This window comes from Microtetraspora niveoalba (genome assembly GCF_001570405.1).
Taxonomy (GTDB): Bacteria; Actinomycetota; Actinomycetes; order Streptosporangiales; family Streptosporangiaceae; genus Microtetraspora; species Microtetraspora niveoalba.
Genome location: NZ_BBYM01000006.1, coordinates 116331 through 132006, shown reverse-complemented (window position 1 = coordinate 132006; position 15676 = coordinate 116331). Strand labels below are relative to the sequence as shown.

Here is a 15676-nt window from a genome sequence, read left to right as displayed (position 1 = left end):
CCGCGTCTCCCGGGCGCTCCTCACCTGGGGGTAGCGGTATATAACACCCAGGAGGAAATCAAGGGTCCCGCTTGTCACAAATCCCCGGCCGCACCCGAAAACACGGCGAGGATCCGGTCCGCCGCCTGGCTCGGGGTGAGGCTCCCGTCGAGCACCTGCCGCTCGATCTCGGGGGCGATCGGCCCGGCCTTCTCACGCAGCCGGGCGAGCAGCCGGTCGCGCACCATCGCCCACGTCCACTCGACCTGCTGGCGGCGCCGCTTGCCGGCCAGGTCGACGCCCTCCTGGTGGCGTACGACGTGCTTCCACAGCTCGTCCAGCCCGGCGCCGGTCAGCCCGCTGCAGGTCAGGACCGGTGCCGTCTCGCCGGACCGGAGGAACCGCAGCGCCCCGGCCAGCTCGCGCGCCGCCTGGCGCGCGGCCACCTCGTGCTCGCCGTCGGCCTTGTTGACCGCGATGACGTCGGCCAGCTCCAGGACGCCCTTCTTGATGCCCTGGAGCTGGTCGCCGGTGCGGGCGAGGGTGAGGAGGAGGAACGTGTCGACCATGTCGGCGACGGCGGTCTCGGACTGCCCGACGCCGACGGTCTCCACGAGCACGATGTCGTACCCGGCGGCCTCGACGACGACCATCGCCTCCCGGGTGGCGGCGGCGACCCCGCCGAGGGTCCCGGCGGTGGGCGACGGCCGGATGAAGGCGTTCGGGTCGGCGGCCAGCCGCGCCATCCGGGTCTTGTCGCCCAGGATGCTGCCCCCTGAGCGTCGCGACGAGGGGTCGACGGCCAGGACCGCCACCCGGTGCCCGCGCCCGGTGAGGTGGGTGCCGAGCGCCTCGATGAACGTGGACTTCCCCGCACCCGGAACGCCGCTGACGCCCACCCGCCGGGCCTTCCCCGCGTGCGGGGTCAGCTCGGCGAGCAGGCGCTGCGCGAGGTCGCGGTGGTCGGCGCGGGTGGACTCCACCAGCGTGATGGAGCGGGCGATCCACCGCCGGTCGCCCGCCAGCACGCCGGTGACGTAGTCGTTGAGCGTGCCTCCCATGGTCACGTGCGGGACAGGGCGCGCAGCAGGTCCAGGGCGGCGTCCGCGATCACGGTGCCCGGCGGGAAGATCGCCGTCGCTCCGGCCTCGCGCAGCGCGTCGAAGTCGCCCGGCGGGATCACGCCGCCGACCACGATCATGATGTCGTCCGCGCCGAGGTCGGCCAGCGCCCGCTTCAGCGCCGGGACCAGCGTCAGGTGCCCGGCGGCGAGCGACGAGACCCCGACGACGTGCACGTCGGCCTCCACGGCCTGGCGCGCGACCTCCTCGGGGGTCTGGAACAGCGGGCCGACGTCCACGTCGAAGCCGAGGTCGGCGAACCCGGTCGCGATCACCTTCTGACCCCGGTCGTGCCCGTCCTGGCCCATCTTGGCGACCAGGATGCGCGGGCGGCGGCCCTCGGCCTTCTCGAACTCGGCGCAGGCGGCGCGGACCTCGTCCACTCCCTCGCCCACCTCCTCGCGGTACACGCCCGAGATGGTACGGATCTCGGCGGCGTGCCGTCCGAACACCTTCTCCAGCGCGGCGGAGATCTCCCCCACGGTGGCCTTGGCGCGGGCCGCGTCCACGGCCAGCTCCAGCAGGTTCCCGTCCCCGGCCGCGGCCCTGGTGAGCGCGTCGAGCGCGGCGTCGACGTCGGCCTGGGAGCGCTCGGCGCGCAGCCGGCGGAGCTTGTCGAGCTGCTGCTCGCGCACCGCCGTGTTGTCGACCTTGAGCACCTCGATCGGCTCGTCGGCCTCCGGGCGGTACTTGTTGACGCCGATGACGGGCTGCTGGCCGGAGTCGATGCGCGCCTGGGTGCGGGCCGCCGCCTCCTCGATGCGCAGCTTGGGCAGGCCCTGGTCGATGGCGCGGGCCATGCCCCCGGCCCGCTCGACCTCCTGGATGTGCGCCCACGCCCTGGCGGCGAGGTCGTTGGTGAGCCGCTCGACGTAGTACGAGCCGCCCCACGGGTCGATCACCCGGCAGGTGCCCGACTCCTGCTGGAGCAGGAGCTGCGTGTTGCGGGCGATCCGCGCCGAGAAGTCGGTCGGCAGGGCGAGCGCCTCGTCCAGCGCGTTGGTGTGCAGCGACTGCGTGTGCCCCTGGGTGGCGGCCATCGCCTCCACGCAGGTGCGTACGACGTTGTTGAACACGTCCTGGGCGGTCAGCGACCAGCCGGAGGTCTGGCTGTGCGTGCGCAGCGACAACGACTTGGGGTTCTTCGCGCCGAAGCCGCGGACCAGCTCGGCCCACAGCAGCCGGGCCGCGCGGAGCTTGGCCACCTCCATGAAGAAGTTCATGCCGATGCACCAGAAGAACGACAGGCGCGGCGCGAACGCGTCGATGTCCAGGCCCGCCGCCACACCGGCCCGGAGGTACTCGACGCCGTCGGCGAGCGTGTAGGCCAGCTCCAGGTCGCAGGTCGCCCCGGCCTCCTGGATGTGGTAGCCGGAGATCGAGATCGAGTTGAACTTCGGCATCCGCCGGGACGTGTACGCGAAGATGTCGGAGATGATCCGCATCGACGGGCCCGGCGGGTAGATGTAGGTGTTGCGGACCATGAACTCCTTGAGGATGTCGTTCTGGATGGTCCCGGCGAGCTGCTCGGGCGCCACCCCCTGCTCCTCGGCCGCCACGATGTAGAGCGCGAGGATCGGCAGGACCGCGCCGTTCATGGTCATCGACACGCTCATCTTGTCGAGGGGGATCCCGTCGAAGAGCTGCCGCATGTCGTAGATCGAGTCGATCGCGACGCCGGCCATGCCGACGTCGCCCGCGACCCGGGGGTGGTCGGAGTCGTAGCCCCGGTGGGTGGCCAGGTCGAACGCGACCGACAGGCCCTTCTGCCCGGCGGCGAGGTTGCGCCGGTAGAAGGCGTTGGACTCCTCCGCCGTGGAGAAGCCGGCGTACTGGCGGATCGTCCACGGCTGGTTGACGTACATGGTGGGGTAGGGCCCGCGCAGGTACGGCGCGACGCCGGGGTACGTCTCGAGGAAGTCGATGCCCTTGAGGTCCTCGGCGGTGTAGAACGGCCGGACCTCGATGCCCTCCGGCGTCTCCCACACGCCGCCGTCGACGTCCGGCGCTGCGGCCGCCCCGGGCCCCAGGTCGATGCCCGAGAAGTCAGGAATGGTCATCGGGTCACTCCCAGGTCGTCGAAGGTCGTGCGGAGCACGCCGAGCGCGTCGCATCCTGCGTACACGCGGTCGTCCACTCCTTCATACTCGCCCTTTCCGGCCAGCCACACGCGTCGTGCCCCGGCCTCGCGCAGGGCGGCCGCCACGGCCTCGGCGTGCTCGCCGTACATCCGGTCGCTGGAGCACAGGCAGGCGACCGGCGTCCCCGCGTCGCGGAACGCCTCGGCGATCGCCGCGGCGTCGGTGCCCGGCCCGCTGGTCACGGTGGCGACGCCGCCCGCCGCGAAGAGGTTGGCCGCGAACGAGGCGCGCGCCGTGTGGACGGCGACCGGCCCGATCGTGGCGAGGAAGACGGTCGGCCGCTCGTCCCGGGCGTCGGCGAGGTCGCGCAGCGCCTCGAACTCCTCGGCGTACCGGACGCGGGGCAGCCCCTCTCCGGTGGGGGCGCCGGCGAGCCCGTGGCCCGGCTCGCGTTCCGGCAGCCTCTCGGCCAGGTTGGGGAACTCGCTGACCCCGGTGATCGGGTCGCGGCGGTGGGCGACGGCGTCCGCCCTCCTGGCGCGGGTGGCCGCCAGCCGCTCCGGGACGAGCCGCTCCAGTGCGGCGGCCATGCCGCCCGCGCGCTCGATCTCCTGGAACCAGGCCCAGGCGCTCTCGGCCAGGTCGGCGGTGAGCCGCTCGACGTACCAGGAGCCGCCGGCCGGGTCGAGGACGCGCGCCACGCCCGCCTCCTCCAGCAGCAGCGACTGGGTGTTGCGGGCGATGCGCCGGGCGAACGCGTCGGGCAGGCCGAGGACGGCGTCGAACGGCTGCACGGTCACCGCGTCCGCGCCGCCGGCGCCCGCGCCGAAGCAGGCGAGCGTGGTGCGCAGCATGTTCACCCAGGGGTCCCTGGCGGTCATCATCGCCGACGAGGTGACCGCGTGCTGGAGCTGTTCGCCGGGACCGCCGACGACCTCCGCCACCCGCGCCCAGAGGCGCCGGGCCGCGCGGAGCTTGGCGATGGTGAGGAACTGGTCCGCGGTGGCCGCGTAGCGGAACTCGATCCGCCCGAGTGCCTCCTCGGCGGAGAGCCCGGCGTCCGTCATGGCCCGCAGGTACGCGACGCCGGTCGCGATCGAGCAGCCCAGCTCCTCCGCGTCGCCGGCGCCCGCGTCGTGGTACGGCAGGGCGTCGGCGACGAACACCCGCAGCGCCGGGAAGTCGCGCACGCAGCGCCGCAGGATCTCCCCGGCGTCCTCGCCCGTCCCGGATCCGGCGCCGCGCGCGCGGGCGCCGAGCGGGTCGAGGCCGAGGTTGCCGCCGGGAGGGGTCACGCCGCGCTCGGCCAGCAGGTCGAGGAACGCGGTGGCCGCCTCGTGCGCCCGGTCGCCCGCCTCCAGCACGACCGGGGCGAGGTCGAGGAGCACGCCGTCGAGCACCCGCGGCAGCGCGCCGGGGCCGATGGAGGTCAGGTCCAGCCAGATGGAGGCGGCGCCGTTCTCCAGGTCGGCCAGCACGGCCTCCCTGGTCACCGCCGGGTCCGGGTGCGCGTGGCGCTGCCGTACGTCCCAGGGGCCGGCGGGCCGCACGACGCGGGGGGCGGCGGGCAGGTCGGAGGCGTCGTGGAGCGGGGCGATCGTCACGCCGTCGTGCGTCGTGGAGGACAGCGCCTCGTCGGCCGCGGCGGGCGCGGCGTCGTCGCCGAGGACGCCGGACTTCCGGAGGACTCCGAGGGCGAGCGTGCGCCACTGCTCCCGCGTGCCAGGCGGGAAGGCGGCGACTTCAAGAGGCGGCACCGTCATGCGAGGGATGCTAGGCGCACCGCGGCCAGAACATTTATCCGGGGTCCCGGTCTGCGGGAAGGGATTTCTCACATGGTGGCGGGCGCGGCGGGGGCGAAGGCGGCGTCCCAGGTCAGTCTGCCCACGATGCCGTCGGGGTCGAGACGCCGGTCCTTCTGGAACCGGACGCAGACGGCCCGGGACTCGGGCCCGTAGGCGCCGTCCACCTCGATCGTGTACCCGAGCCGGGCGATCTGCCGCTGCCAGTCCCGGACGTCCCCGCCCCGCGTGACGGGCGGGTACCTCAGCAGCCGCCCGGGCCACTCCGGGACGCTCCCGGGAGCGGGCTCCCCGCCGCCGTCTCCCGGGCGTGGCGCGCCCTCGCGCACCCAGGCGTAGAGCGCGTCGCCGGGGCAGTCGGTGGAGTAGCCGTCGCGGTGCCCCTTGATCTCCCTGCCCGCGCCGCCCTGGGCGCGGAGGTGGTCGACCGCGTCGAGGATCGCGTTCAGGAGGCCGTCGGGGGGCCGTACCAGTCCGGAGTTCCCGACCAGGCCGAGCACCGCGTAATGCCCGGAATTCAGGCCGGGGCCGTTGGCGGCGGGCAGATTGTGCGGTCCCCTCCCGACGAACACCTTCCGATGCGGGCAGGCGATCATGGAATAGCCGATGTCGATCCAGCCATTGCCGTCCATGTGGAATTCCTGAATGGACTTCACCATCGCCACGCACCTGGCGTGGTCCTCGACGATGGCGGGATCCACCCTGCCCCCGGTGTAGTGGACCTTGACCCCTTTGGTGGAGGACAGCCGCGTGTAGGAGCCCCTCGGGGCGCGGGCGCCCCACTCGGCGCGAGAGACGAGATCGATGGCCACGGACGTACTCCCGGGTGAACGACGCGGACGGGGAGCGCCGGAGGCCCCGGCCGGGGAACGGACCGGAACCGGCGAATCCACACGCGCGACCAGGGAATACCGGCACAACGACCCTAACCGCATTACCTAATTGACAACATCCTTTTCCCCATTTTTGCCGGTACTCCAGGTTGCGACCGGCGGCCGTCGTCTCCGCCTTGCAACCTCCTTGCACAGCGGTATGTATGCCGCGCTCAAGGGACGTGTAAGCGGGCGGCCTTTCACTCGGTGCACAGCCCGGAAGGCAAGGGTCACGCCGGGAAGCATCCGCTCTCAGGAGATCACCATGAAGCGCGCCGCACTCGGTCTCGCCACCGCCGCGATCGCCGGCCTCGCCGTCCTGCCCGCCGTCGTCACCGCCGCGCCCGCGTCCGCCGCCGGCTACGGTCCCGACACCTGCGCCCAGGGCTACGTCTGGCGCGAGGCCCGCCCGTCCGACCACGTCTGCGTGACCCCCGCCGTACGCGCACAGACCGCTCAGGACAACGCCGTCAAGGCCTCCCGCTGGACCAACGGCGCGTACGGCCCCCACACCTGCGTGACCGGTTACGTCTGGCGCGAGGCCTTCTCCGGCGACGACGTCTGCGTCACCCCGTCCGTGCGCGCCCAGGTGCGTGCCGACAACGCCGCCGCGGCCGGCCGCCTCGCCTCGTCGTCCAGGCCGTCCTCGCCGATCGCCGTCAACCGCAGGGTCACCTTCGGCGGAGGGGTCCCGGTGGGCGGCTGGACGTCGCTGACCCTGTACGACAACGGGACGTACCAGTGGTCCGGGCACATGCACGACTCGGGCGCCACCAGCTACAACTTCTCCGGCGTCTGCGTCGTCCGCATGTCGTCGGGCTCGGCGTTCGTGTTCGAGACCTTCGGCCGGCTCCACGGAACGTTCGACTCCGGCTCCCGTGACCACAACTGGAGCAAGTCGGGCACCATCTCCTCGCTCCCCACGGCCTGGCGCGCGTCGTCGAGCTACAAGGTGAGCTGCAAGAACAGCGTCAAGCTCAACCTCGACGGCACGGTGAAGTCGGCGCTCGAGGCCGTCGGCTACGCCTCGGCGGTCGTCGCGATCGTCGCCTGACAGGACTCCCCCGCCCCTCGGCGCCGGCGAAGCCGGCTCGGCGCCGAGGGGCCAGCGGCGCGGTGACACACTCTGTCCCGAACGTCCCCTCCGGGCGGCCAGGTCCCGGGGCGGCGCGCGGAGACGGAGGAACGGTGACCGAAGAGACGATCTCCAGCCGGGGGTACGGCCCCGACCACGTGTCGGAGCTCGGCTACGGCCTGCACCACGTCCAGCTCGCGATCGAGCCGGGCAGCGAGGACGCCTGCCGCGCCTTCTACGTCGGGATCCTCGGCATGATCGAGATCCCCAAGCCGCCGGTGCTCGCCGCGCGCGGCGGCCTGTGGGTGCGGGCCGACTCCCTGGAGATCCATCTCGGAGTCGAGCAGGACTTCCGCCCGGCCCGCAAGGCCCATCCCGGCATCCTCGTCGCCGACTTAGACGGCCTGGCCGCCCGGCTGGAAGGGCACGGCGTGGAGGTGGTCTGGGACGGCGACTTCCCCGGCCACCGGCGCTTCTACGCGGCCGACGCCGTGGGCAACCGGCTGGAGTTCCTCCAACGGATTCCGCCCGCCTGACGCGGCGCCCCCGCTCACGCTCCGAACGCGGACGACGGCGAATCGGAGCGGAGCGGCGGCCGTTCCGCACGGGAAGCGAAGATTGAACCGACGAACCGTGCTAAATCCGTCGACACGCCGACACGCCACCGGGATCATGGCAGGCATGTCCATCGTGAAGGAGGTCGACTTCTCCTCCAGCCCCGAACCTCGCGAGCCGCTCCCGATGAACGTGTGGCTCGACGACGGCGACAGCCCGGCCGACGTGATCGACGCGCTCGCCCTGTCGCCGTTCGCCACGGGAACCCAGCCGTGGTCCCGCAGCACCACCGTCGACCGGGTACGGCTGGACGCCGCGACCGTCCCCGCGGGCGGGCGGGTGCTCCGGGTCGCCCAGCACACCGACGGCCACGAGTCGCGCCTGATCTCGGGCGAGGGGTGGACCCTGCGGGTGGTCCGCTACAGCAGCAGGTCCGCCACCTTCACGGTGACGGCGGCGAACGAGGAACTGGCCCGTTCGGTGCTCGACGAGGCGACCCGCGGCGCGGAGGAGCCGGTCTCCGAGAACGAGGACCAGGTCGCGATGGGCTTCGTGTGGATGTCCGACCACGGTCGGCGCCGTTCCGCCAAGCCGATCACGACCTCCCCCTGGGAGGGGATCAGGCGCAACTACCCGCGCGCGGCCAAGGACCGGCTCGACCGGCTCATGGCGATCCGGCCGCAGGACGTGAGCGGGCGGCTGCTCCTGCTGCACGGCCCGCCCGGCACCGGCAAGACGACGCTGCTGCGCACGCTCGCCCGCGAGTGGACGAGCTGGTGCCAGGTGGACTGCGTCCTCGACCCGGAGCGGCTGTTCAACAACCCCGGGTACCTCATGGACGTGGCGGTCGGCTGCGACTGCCCCGACCACGACGAGGAGCCCCGCTGGCGGATGCTCGTCCTCGAGGACTGCGACGAGCTGATCCGCGCGGAGGCGAAGCAGTCCACCGGCCAGGGGTTGTCCCGGCTGCTGAACCTGACCGACGGCCTGCTCGGGCAGGGGCGGGACGTCCTCGTCGCGATCACGACGAACGAGGACCTGAACCAGCTCCACCCGGCGGTCGTGCGGCCCGGCCGGTGCCTGGCGCAGATCGAGATCGGACGCCTGGCCCAGGACGAGGCCGTGGCCTGGCTCAACGCGCCGCCCGGCGAGCCCGGAGGCTCCGGCTCGGGCGCGCCGTACGGCGCGGTGGCGGGGGTCGGGCCCGAGGGGGCCACGCTCGCGGAGCTGTTCGCGCTGCGCGAGGGACGCGGCCTCACCGCGCCCGAGACCACCGCCTCGACCGGCCTGTACCTCTGACCGTCCGCCGGTCCCCGCCGTCCCCGCGCGGCGGGGACGGCCGGGCCCGAGGAGCCGGCGACGCCCGGACGGACGGTCAGGTCCAGAAGACGGCGACTCCCGTGGTGACGGCGGCCAGGGCGCCGATGCCGTAGAAGGCCCACGGCGGCCTGATCCGCGCGCCGACGACCGCGAGCAGCAGGATGGCCAGGTCGAGGCCCGCTTTGACGGCCATCTTCTGGTCGGAGATCGACATGTCCATCGAGCCGCGGACCCACATGAGCAGTGCGCCCGTGACGAACTGGGCGACGGCGGCCACGACGACGGGACGCCCGATCAGCATCGTTCGGAGTTGCATCTGGCGGAGGAACCCGCCGAGAAGGGCGGAGAAGCCGACGAGATGGAGAAAGACCAGGACGAGTCGCAACGTTTCCATGCAGACACCCCCCGTTGACGGCCTCACCTCAGGTGTCCGCATGAGCGGTGTCATACGTGTCCGCCTGCGAAAGGCCCTCGACGTACAGTGACGAGGGTACTACGCCCCGCTTTGTCGATCTCTGTCCGCGGGCGCCCGTTCCTGGCGCGATCCGATGTTTCGTATCGGTAAACCAATACGTAAACCATCCGATGTGCCGCTTACGGTCGGAAACCACAATCAGCAAGGTGGTCACCTCGTCGCCGGCACGTCTGAGCAGGGTCGTCCTCCATCGGTGGTCCTTCGAGGGCCGGGAGAGCGGCGTGGCCCCCTACCTCGACCCGTTCGACTCGCCCGGCGGACCGGACGGCGACCGGCCCGGTGAGGGCGACCGCGGCGCCGAGGGCCGCAGGAGCTGGCCGTACGTCCGCTGGACCTCCGAGGAGCGGGAGATCGGCTTCCCGGCGACCGAGCTGGTGCCCTCCTGGACGGCGAACACCCCTCCCGGTTCCTGGCTCCAGATAGAGCTGCAGGCGCGCACCGCGTCCGGCTCCCTGACCAAGTGGTACTGCATGGGCCGCTGGGCCGAGGGCGACACCGACATCCACCGCACCTCCCTGCCCGGGCAGGGCGACCAGGACGGGGACGTCGCGGTCGACACGTTCGTCGCGACCCGGCCCGTCGTCGCGTACCGGATCCGGGTCACCCTGTACGGCGAGGGCGGCCGGGTGCGCTCGGTCAACGTGATGGCGTCGGCGGTGCCGCCGGCGGGCCCGTCCCCCCGGCCGCCGGCGGCGGGCGTCGAGCTGAACGTGCCGCGCCGGTCGCAGATGGTCCACCTGGGGCACCACCCGGAATGGGACGGCGGCGGCGAGTCGTGGTGCAGCCCGGCCTCGTTCACGATGGTGCTCGGCTACTGGGGGCGCGGGCCGTCCCCGGAGGACCTGACCTGGGTCGGCGCCGACGATCCGTGCCCCGCCGTGGACCACGCCGCCCGCCACATGTACGACCACAGCTACCAGGGCACGGGGAACTGGCCGTTCGGGGTGGCCTACGCGGGCCGCTATGGTCTCGACGGCTTCGTGACCCGGCTACGCTCACTGTCTGAGCTGGAGCTCTTCCTCGACGCGGGCATCCCCGTGATCACCTCGCAGTCGTTCAAGGAGCACGAGCTGCCCGGTTCCGGGTACTCGACCAGCGGGCACATCATGGTCGTCACCGGCTTCACGCCGGAAGGCGACGTGATCGCCAACGACCCGGCCGCGCCCTCGGACGAGGCCGTGCGGCGGGTCTATCCGCGCGAGGCGTTCGAGAACGTCTGGCTGCGCGGCTCCAGCAGCGGGGGGATCGCCCATGTGATCCACCCGCCGGACGTCCCACTCCCTCTCTCCGAAGGAAACTGGTGAGCCTGACCGAACCGGTGAGCATCAGCGCCGTCGACGTTGCCCGGGTGGACGACCGCCCGCTGTGGGTGGAGATCTCCGGCGACGAGGTGTGGTGGGACGAGCCCCGCCCGCACGAGGGCGGCCGCCGCTGCGTCGTGCGCCGCCGCGCCGACGGGACCGTGGAGGACGTGCTCCCCCAGGGGTGGAACGCCCGCAACCGGGTGATCGAGTACGGCGGGCGGTCGTGGCGGTCCCACCGGGGCGCGCTGGTGTTCACGAACTGGGCCGACCAGCGGCTCTACCGCTGCCCTCCCGGCGGCGACCCCGTCCCGCTCACCCCCGAGGGCCCGGCGCGGTACGGCGACCTCGTGATCCACGGTGACGAGGTGCTGTGCGTCCGGGAGACCGGCCGCGAGCGGGACATCGTGGCGGTGCCCCTCGACGGCGGCCCGCTCCGCGTCATCGTCAAAGCCCATCATTTCTTGATGAATCCCCGCGTCTCCCCGGACGGGCGGCATATCGCGTGGATCGGGTGGAACCACCCGGACATGCCGTGGGACGCCACCGAGCTGTGCGTGGCGCCCCTCGACGGCTCCCGGCCGCACGAGGTGGTCGCGGGCGGCGCGGTCGCCCAGGCCGAGTGGCGGGACTCCCGCAGCCTCTACGCCGTGACCGACACGACGGGCTGGTGGAACATCCACCTCGTCCCGCTCGACTCCGACGGCGAACCGGCGCGGGCCCGCAACCTCACGCCGCTGCCGCTGGAGTTCGGCGACGCCGTGTGGAAGCTCGGCCAGACGTTCTTCGCCCTCGCCGGCGACTCCCTCGTCACCATGTACGGCACCGCCGACGGGCGGCGGCTGGGCGTGGTCGACGAGAGCGGGGCCCCTCCGAGGGAGATCGGCGGCGACGCCACCTACTGGTCGCCGACCCTGGCCGCCGACGCCACCCACGTCGTCGGCGTCGCCGCCTCGCCGTACCGGCCCTACGAGGTGGTGCGCATCGAGCTGGCGACCGGGAGGCGGGAGACGGTGTCCCCGGCTAAAAGGCTGCCCCCGGCCGAGCTGCTGCCGACCCCCGAGCCGGTGACGATCGACGGCATCCACGCCCACCTGTACGCGCCGCTGCGCCCGGCGTCGGCCGAGGGGCCGCCGCCGTACGTGGTGTTCGTGCACGGGGGGCCGACGAGCGCCGCGGCGCCCATCCTGGACCTGGAGGTGGCCTTCTTCACCAGCCGCGGCATCGGCGTGGCCGAGGTGAACTACGGCGGCTCCACCGGGTACGGCCGGGCCTACCGGGAGCGGCTGCGGCACAACTGGGGCGTCGTGGACGTCCGGGACTGCGAGACCGTGGCGCGCCGGCTGCTCGCGGACGGCACGGCGGGGAAGGTCGCGATCAGGGGCGGCAGCGCGGGCGGCTGGACGTCGCTCGCGGCCCTGGTGCACAGCGACGTCTTCTGCGGCGCGGTCGCGCACTACGGGATCGCCGATCCGGAGAGCTGGGCGGCGGAGACGCACGACTTCGAGTCGCGGTACCTCGACGGGCTGATCGGCCCCCTGCCCGAGACCCGGCAGCGCTACACCGACCGGTCCCCCGCGCTGCACGCCGCCCGGGCGTCGGGCCCGGCGCTGCTCATGCACGGCCTGGAGGACGCGATCGTCGATCCGTCCCAGGCGGAGCGGTTCGCCGAGGCGCTGGAGAGCACCGGCGGACGCTGGGCGTACCTGGCCTTCCCCGGGGAACAACACGGGTGGCGACGCGAGGAGACGATCGTCGCGGTGCTGGAAGCCGAGCTCGCCTTCTACGGCCAGGTCTTCGGCTTCCCGACGCCCGAGGTCCCGCCGCTCGTTCTGCGGGGCCCGTCCGTGACGTTCACTCCGGGAGAGTCCGCATGACCATGACGACCGAGGTCGCCGAGATCTGCTCCACCCTGATCAGGATGGACACCACCAACCCCGGCTCCGGCGAGCGCAAGGCCGCCGAGTACGTCGCGGGCCTGCTCGACGAGGTCGGCATCGAGCCGACGGTGGTGGAGTCCGCGCCGCAGCGCACCAACGTGCTGGCCCGCATCCCCGGAGACGGCACCGATCCGCACGCGCTGCTGATCCACGGCCATCTCGACGTCGTCCCGGCCGACGCGTCCGAGTGGCGGCTGCACCCCTTCTCCGGCGAGGTGGAGGACGGGTGCGTCCACGGCCGGGGCGCGGTCGACATGAAGGGCACGCTGTCCATGACCCTCACGGCGGTGCGCGACTGGGCCCGCCGCGGGGTGCGGCCGAAGCGCGACATCGTGCTCGCGTTCGTCGCCGACGAGGAGGCCACCGGCGAGTACGGCGCGGGCTACGTGGTGGACGAGCACCGCGACTGGTTCGCCGACTGCACGGAGGCGATCAGCGAGTCCGGCGGGTTCAGCTGGCACCAGGGCGACACGCGCATCTATCCGGTCGCGGTGGGCGAGCGCGGCACCGCGTGGATGCGGCTCACGGCCAAGGGTGTCGCGGGGCACGGGTCCAAGCCCGCGGCCGACAACCCGGTGGTGGAGCTGTCGCGGGCGCTGGTCCGGATCGCCGAGTACCGCTGGCCGGTGCGGCTCACGCCCGCCGTGGCGACGCTCGTCGAGGGGCTCTCCCAGGCGCTGGGCACGACGATCGACCTCGACCGGCTGGACGAGGAGATCGAGCGGCTGCCGCAGGCGGCCATGCTGTTCAAGGGCGTGCTGCGCAACTCGGCCAACCCGACGATGCTGGACGCGGGATACAAGGTCAACGTCATCCCCGGCACGGCGCACGCGCACGTGGACGGGCGGTTCCTCCCGGGGTACCGCGACGAGTTCCTGGAGACGATCGACCGGCTGCTCGGCCCGAAGGTCACCCGCGAGTTCGTCAGCATGGGCGACGCGGTCTCCTCCCCCGCAGAGGGCCTGTTCGACGAGCTGCGGGCCGCCCTGCTGGCCGAGGACCCGACCGGCCACCCCGTCCCGTACGTGATGACCGGGGGCACGGACGCGAAGGCGTTCGCCCAGATCGGGATCCGCGGGTACGGCTTCGCGCCGCTGCTCCTTCCTCCCGGGCTGAACTACTTCGGGATGTTCCACGGCGTCGACGAGCGGGTGCCGGTGGAGGGGCTGGAGTTCGGGGTCCGCGTCCTGGACCGGCTGCTGCTGGCGGGCGACGCGAGGGACGGCGCGGAGGACGGCACGGAGGACGGCGCGACCGGGGAGCGCTGAGCGGGTACGAACCTCCGCGGAGGTGACGCCCATGCGCCAGGCGCTCCGCGTCGCGGTGACCGGCCATCGTGACCTGACTCCGGCGACCCTGGACCTGGTGGCCGCCGCCATCCACGAGGAGCTCCGCGGCCGGGGCCCGGCCGTGGTCGGGGTGTCGTGCCTGGCTCCCGGGGCCGACCAGATCTTCGCCGACGCGGTGCTCGACCTGGGCGGCGCGCTGGAGGTGGTCGTCCCCGCGCGCCGTTACGGCCGGGCGCTGCCCGAGCGGGACCGCGCCGAGTTCGAGCGGCTGCTCGCCCGGGCCGGGTCGGTGGTGCGCCTGCCGTACGACGTCCCCACCCCGGAGACGTACCGCAGCGCGAACGAGGTCCTGCTCGACGGCGCCGACCTGCTGATCGCCGTGTGGGACGGGCGTCCCGCCCGGGGGCGGGGCGGCACGGCCGAGGTCGTCGGGGAGGCGCTGCGGCGCGACATCGAGGTCCGGGTGGTGTGGCCGGAGGGGGCCGCCCGGTCGGAAAGCTCTTGACACTCCGGGGCAGGGGAATTCATCTCGACGTGTGGAGTCGATTCCCCCCGAGGAGTTCCCCGCGATCTTCCGTGCCGCCGACCGCACGGCGATCCTGGGCCAGCGGAGGCTGATGGTCACGACGGGGCTGCGGCTGGGGACGCTGGTCACGGCCGCCACCTTCGGCGCGTTCAGCATGGACGTGGCGAACATCGACCTTGCCGCGGTGATCGCGGCGGCGGCGCTCGCGTGCGCCCTCGTCCTCGAGGTCTACCTGCTGACGGCGATGCCGGGCCACCAGTGGTCGCAGGCGCGGGTGGCCGCCGAGTCGGCCAAGTCGCTGGCCTGGCGGTACGTCGCGGGCGGCGAGCCGTTCGGATGCGCGGGCCAGGACGAGCAGGGGGTCGACGACCTGCTGCTGCGCCGGCTGGGGTCGATCGCCAGGGACCTGCACCCCTTCGCCCCGATCCCGCTGTCGGACGAGGACGCGCAGTTGACGGCGACGATGAAGCGGACCAGGCGGCTTCCCCTGGACGAGCGCAGGCGGCGGTACCTCGCCGGGCGTGTGGACGACCAGCGGTCCTGGTACCGCGGCAGGGCGATGGCGAACGAGCGCCGCGCGTCCCGGTGGTCGGTGGCGCTGGCGGTGCTGGAGGCGCTCGGCCTGGTGGCGGCGGTGCTGAACGGGGCGAACGTGCTCGACGTGGATCTCCCCGGCATCGTCGGCGCGCTGGGCGCGGCCGGCATCGCCTGGATCCAGACCCGGCAGTACCGCCGGCTCGCCTCCGCGTACTCGCTGGCCGCGCTGGAGCTGGGAGAGATCGTCGCCCGCGCGGAGTGGCCGTCGTCGGAGGAGGAGTGGGCCCGGTTCGTGCACGAGGCCGAGGAGACGATCTCCCGTGAGCACGCCCTTTGGCGGACCTCGCACGGGTGACTCGGGCCCGCAAATAGATCTTTCCTGGGCAGGGGTAAGAAAAGTATGGTACGGGTGTGCTTTTTTCACCCTTTCCCGTGGGGCTTTTTTCCGCTTTGGGGGATAACGCCGGAGCGCGGTTTGCCGCCGCGAACAACGAGCCCTCCGGCGTCGGCGAGGGTCGTAACACTGCGCGCTACACTCGCTACAAAGTGTGGCTGGAGCTCTGATGAAAGCACACATTTCCGCCATTTCGGCCCACTGAAAGGGTTTCGGCCATGAATGCCGTCGAAGAAATCCCATCGGAAATCACCTCCGAGCTGAAGGACCTGCGCCACGTCGCGTTGTCAGAGGTCCAGGAGTACGGAGGCGCGGACCTCGGCGACATGCTGCGCCGCGTCCTGCCCGACTCGCCGGACACCCGGGTCGGGGTCGCCGCGTTCCAGTCCTCGATCTGATCCGGGGCCGG

General features: G+C 72.6%; 14 protein-coding genes. 9 read left to right on the top strand and 5 right to left on the bottom strand.

Annotated features, from left to right (window positions below; genetic code table 11):
- Nucleotides 1-74: 74 nt before the first annotated feature.
- The 4 genes from meaB to AWQ70_RS06265 form a co-directional block, all read right to left on the bottom strand.
- Nucleotides 75-1040: a methylmalonyl Co-A mutase-associated GTPase MeaB gene (meaB, locus tag AWQ70_RS06280; protein WP_067171630.1), complete on the bottom strand. Its 966-nt coding sequence runs from the start codon at nt 1038-1040 to the stop codon at nt 75-77.
- Between the two features lie 2 nt (nt 1041-1042).
- Complete coding sequence (gene scpA, locus AWQ70_RS06275) at nt 1043-3160, bottom strand: methylmalonyl-CoA mutase (RefSeq protein ID WP_067171629.1); 2118 nt, start codon at nt 3158-3160, stop codon at nt 1043-1045.
- A complete protein-coding gene (locus AWQ70_RS06270; RefSeq protein ID WP_067171628.1) occupies nt 3157-4944 on the bottom strand; it encodes a methylmalonyl-CoA mutase family protein in 1788 nt (595 codons plus the stop codon). The genes scpA and AWQ70_RS06270 overlap by 4 nt, the downstream gene beginning before the upstream one ends.
- A 68-nt stretch (nt 4945-5012) precedes the next feature.
- Complete coding sequence (locus tag AWQ70_RS06265; protein ID WP_084516575.1) at nt 5013-5795, bottom strand: peptidoglycan recognition protein family protein; 783 nt, start codon at nt 5793-5795, stop codon at nt 5013-5015.
- Between the two features lie 325 nt (nt 5796-6120).
- On the opposite strand from AWQ70_RS06265, the gene AWQ70_RS40175 reads away from it, so the two are divergent.
- From AWQ70_RS40175 to AWQ70_RS06250, 3 genes are all read left to right on the top strand, one after another.
- Nucleotides 6121-6909, top strand: coding sequence for a hypothetical protein (locus AWQ70_RS40175; RefSeq protein ID WP_157529916.1), 789 nt, complete (start codon nt 6121-6123; stop codon nt 6907-6909).
- 134 nt (nt 6910-7043) lie between these two features.
- A complete protein-coding gene (locus AWQ70_RS06255; protein ID WP_245646772.1) occupies nt 7044-7466 on the top strand; it encodes a VOC family protein in 423 nt (140 codons plus the stop codon).
- A 145-nt stretch (nt 7467-7611) separates the two neighbouring features.
- The gene (locus tag AWQ70_RS06250; protein WP_067171627.1) at nt 7612-8784 is read left to right on the top strand and encodes a DUF5925 domain-containing protein; all 1173 of its coding nucleotides are present in this window, start codon (nt 7612-7614) and stop codon (nt 8782-8784) included.
- A 76-nt stretch (nt 8785-8860) separates the two neighbouring features.
- Here the strand turns inward: AWQ70_RS06250 and AWQ70_RS06245 are convergent, their stop codons facing one another.
- On the bottom strand, nt 8861-9199 hold the full coding sequence (locus AWQ70_RS06245) for a hypothetical protein (RefSeq protein WP_067171626.1): 339 nt from the start codon (nt 9197-9199) through the stop codon (nt 8861-8863).
- 227 nt (nt 9200-9426) lie between these two features.
- Here AWQ70_RS06245 and AWQ70_RS06240 point away from each other — a divergent pair, with 227 nt between their 5' ends.
- From AWQ70_RS06240 to fxsA, 6 genes are all read left to right on the top strand, one after another.
- Nucleotides 9427-10584, top strand: a complete 1158-nt coding sequence (locus AWQ70_RS06240; protein ID WP_245646771.1) for a C39 family peptidase — start codon at nt 9427-9429, stop codon at nt 10582-10584.
- Nucleotides 10581-12458 carry a dipeptidyl-peptidase 5 gene (locus AWQ70_RS06235; protein WP_245646769.1) on the top strand — a complete coding sequence of 626 codons (1878 nt, stop codon included), beginning with the start codon at nt 10581-10583 and terminating at the stop codon, nt 12456-12458. The genes AWQ70_RS06240 and AWQ70_RS06235 overlap by 4 nt, the downstream gene beginning before the upstream one ends.
- Complete coding sequence (locus tag AWQ70_RS06230; protein WP_169808622.1) at nt 12455-13789, top strand: M20/M25/M40 family metallo-hydrolase; 1335 nt, start codon at nt 12455-12457, stop codon at nt 13787-13789. Before AWQ70_RS06235 ends, AWQ70_RS06230 begins: the two co-directional genes overlap by 4 nt.
- 31 nt (nt 13790-13820) lie before the next feature.
- Nucleotides 13821-14315, top strand: coding sequence for a hypothetical protein (locus AWQ70_RS06225; protein ID WP_067171619.1), 495 nt, complete (start codon nt 13821-13823; stop codon nt 14313-14315).
- A 31-nt stretch (nt 14316-14346) separates the two neighbouring features.
- Nucleotides 14347-15228 (top strand): DUF4231 domain-containing protein, encoded by an 882-nt coding sequence (locus AWQ70_RS06220; protein WP_084516573.1) that lies wholly within the window; start codon nt 14347-14349, stop codon nt 15226-15228.
- 257 nt (nt 15229-15485) lie between these two features.
- Complete coding sequence (fxsA, locus tag AWQ70_RS06215) at nt 15486-15665, top strand: FxSxx-COOH cyclophane-containing RiPP peptide (RefSeq protein WP_067171618.1); 180 nt, start codon at nt 15486-15488, stop codon at nt 15663-15665.
- Nucleotides 15666-15676 lie beyond the last annotated feature (11 nt).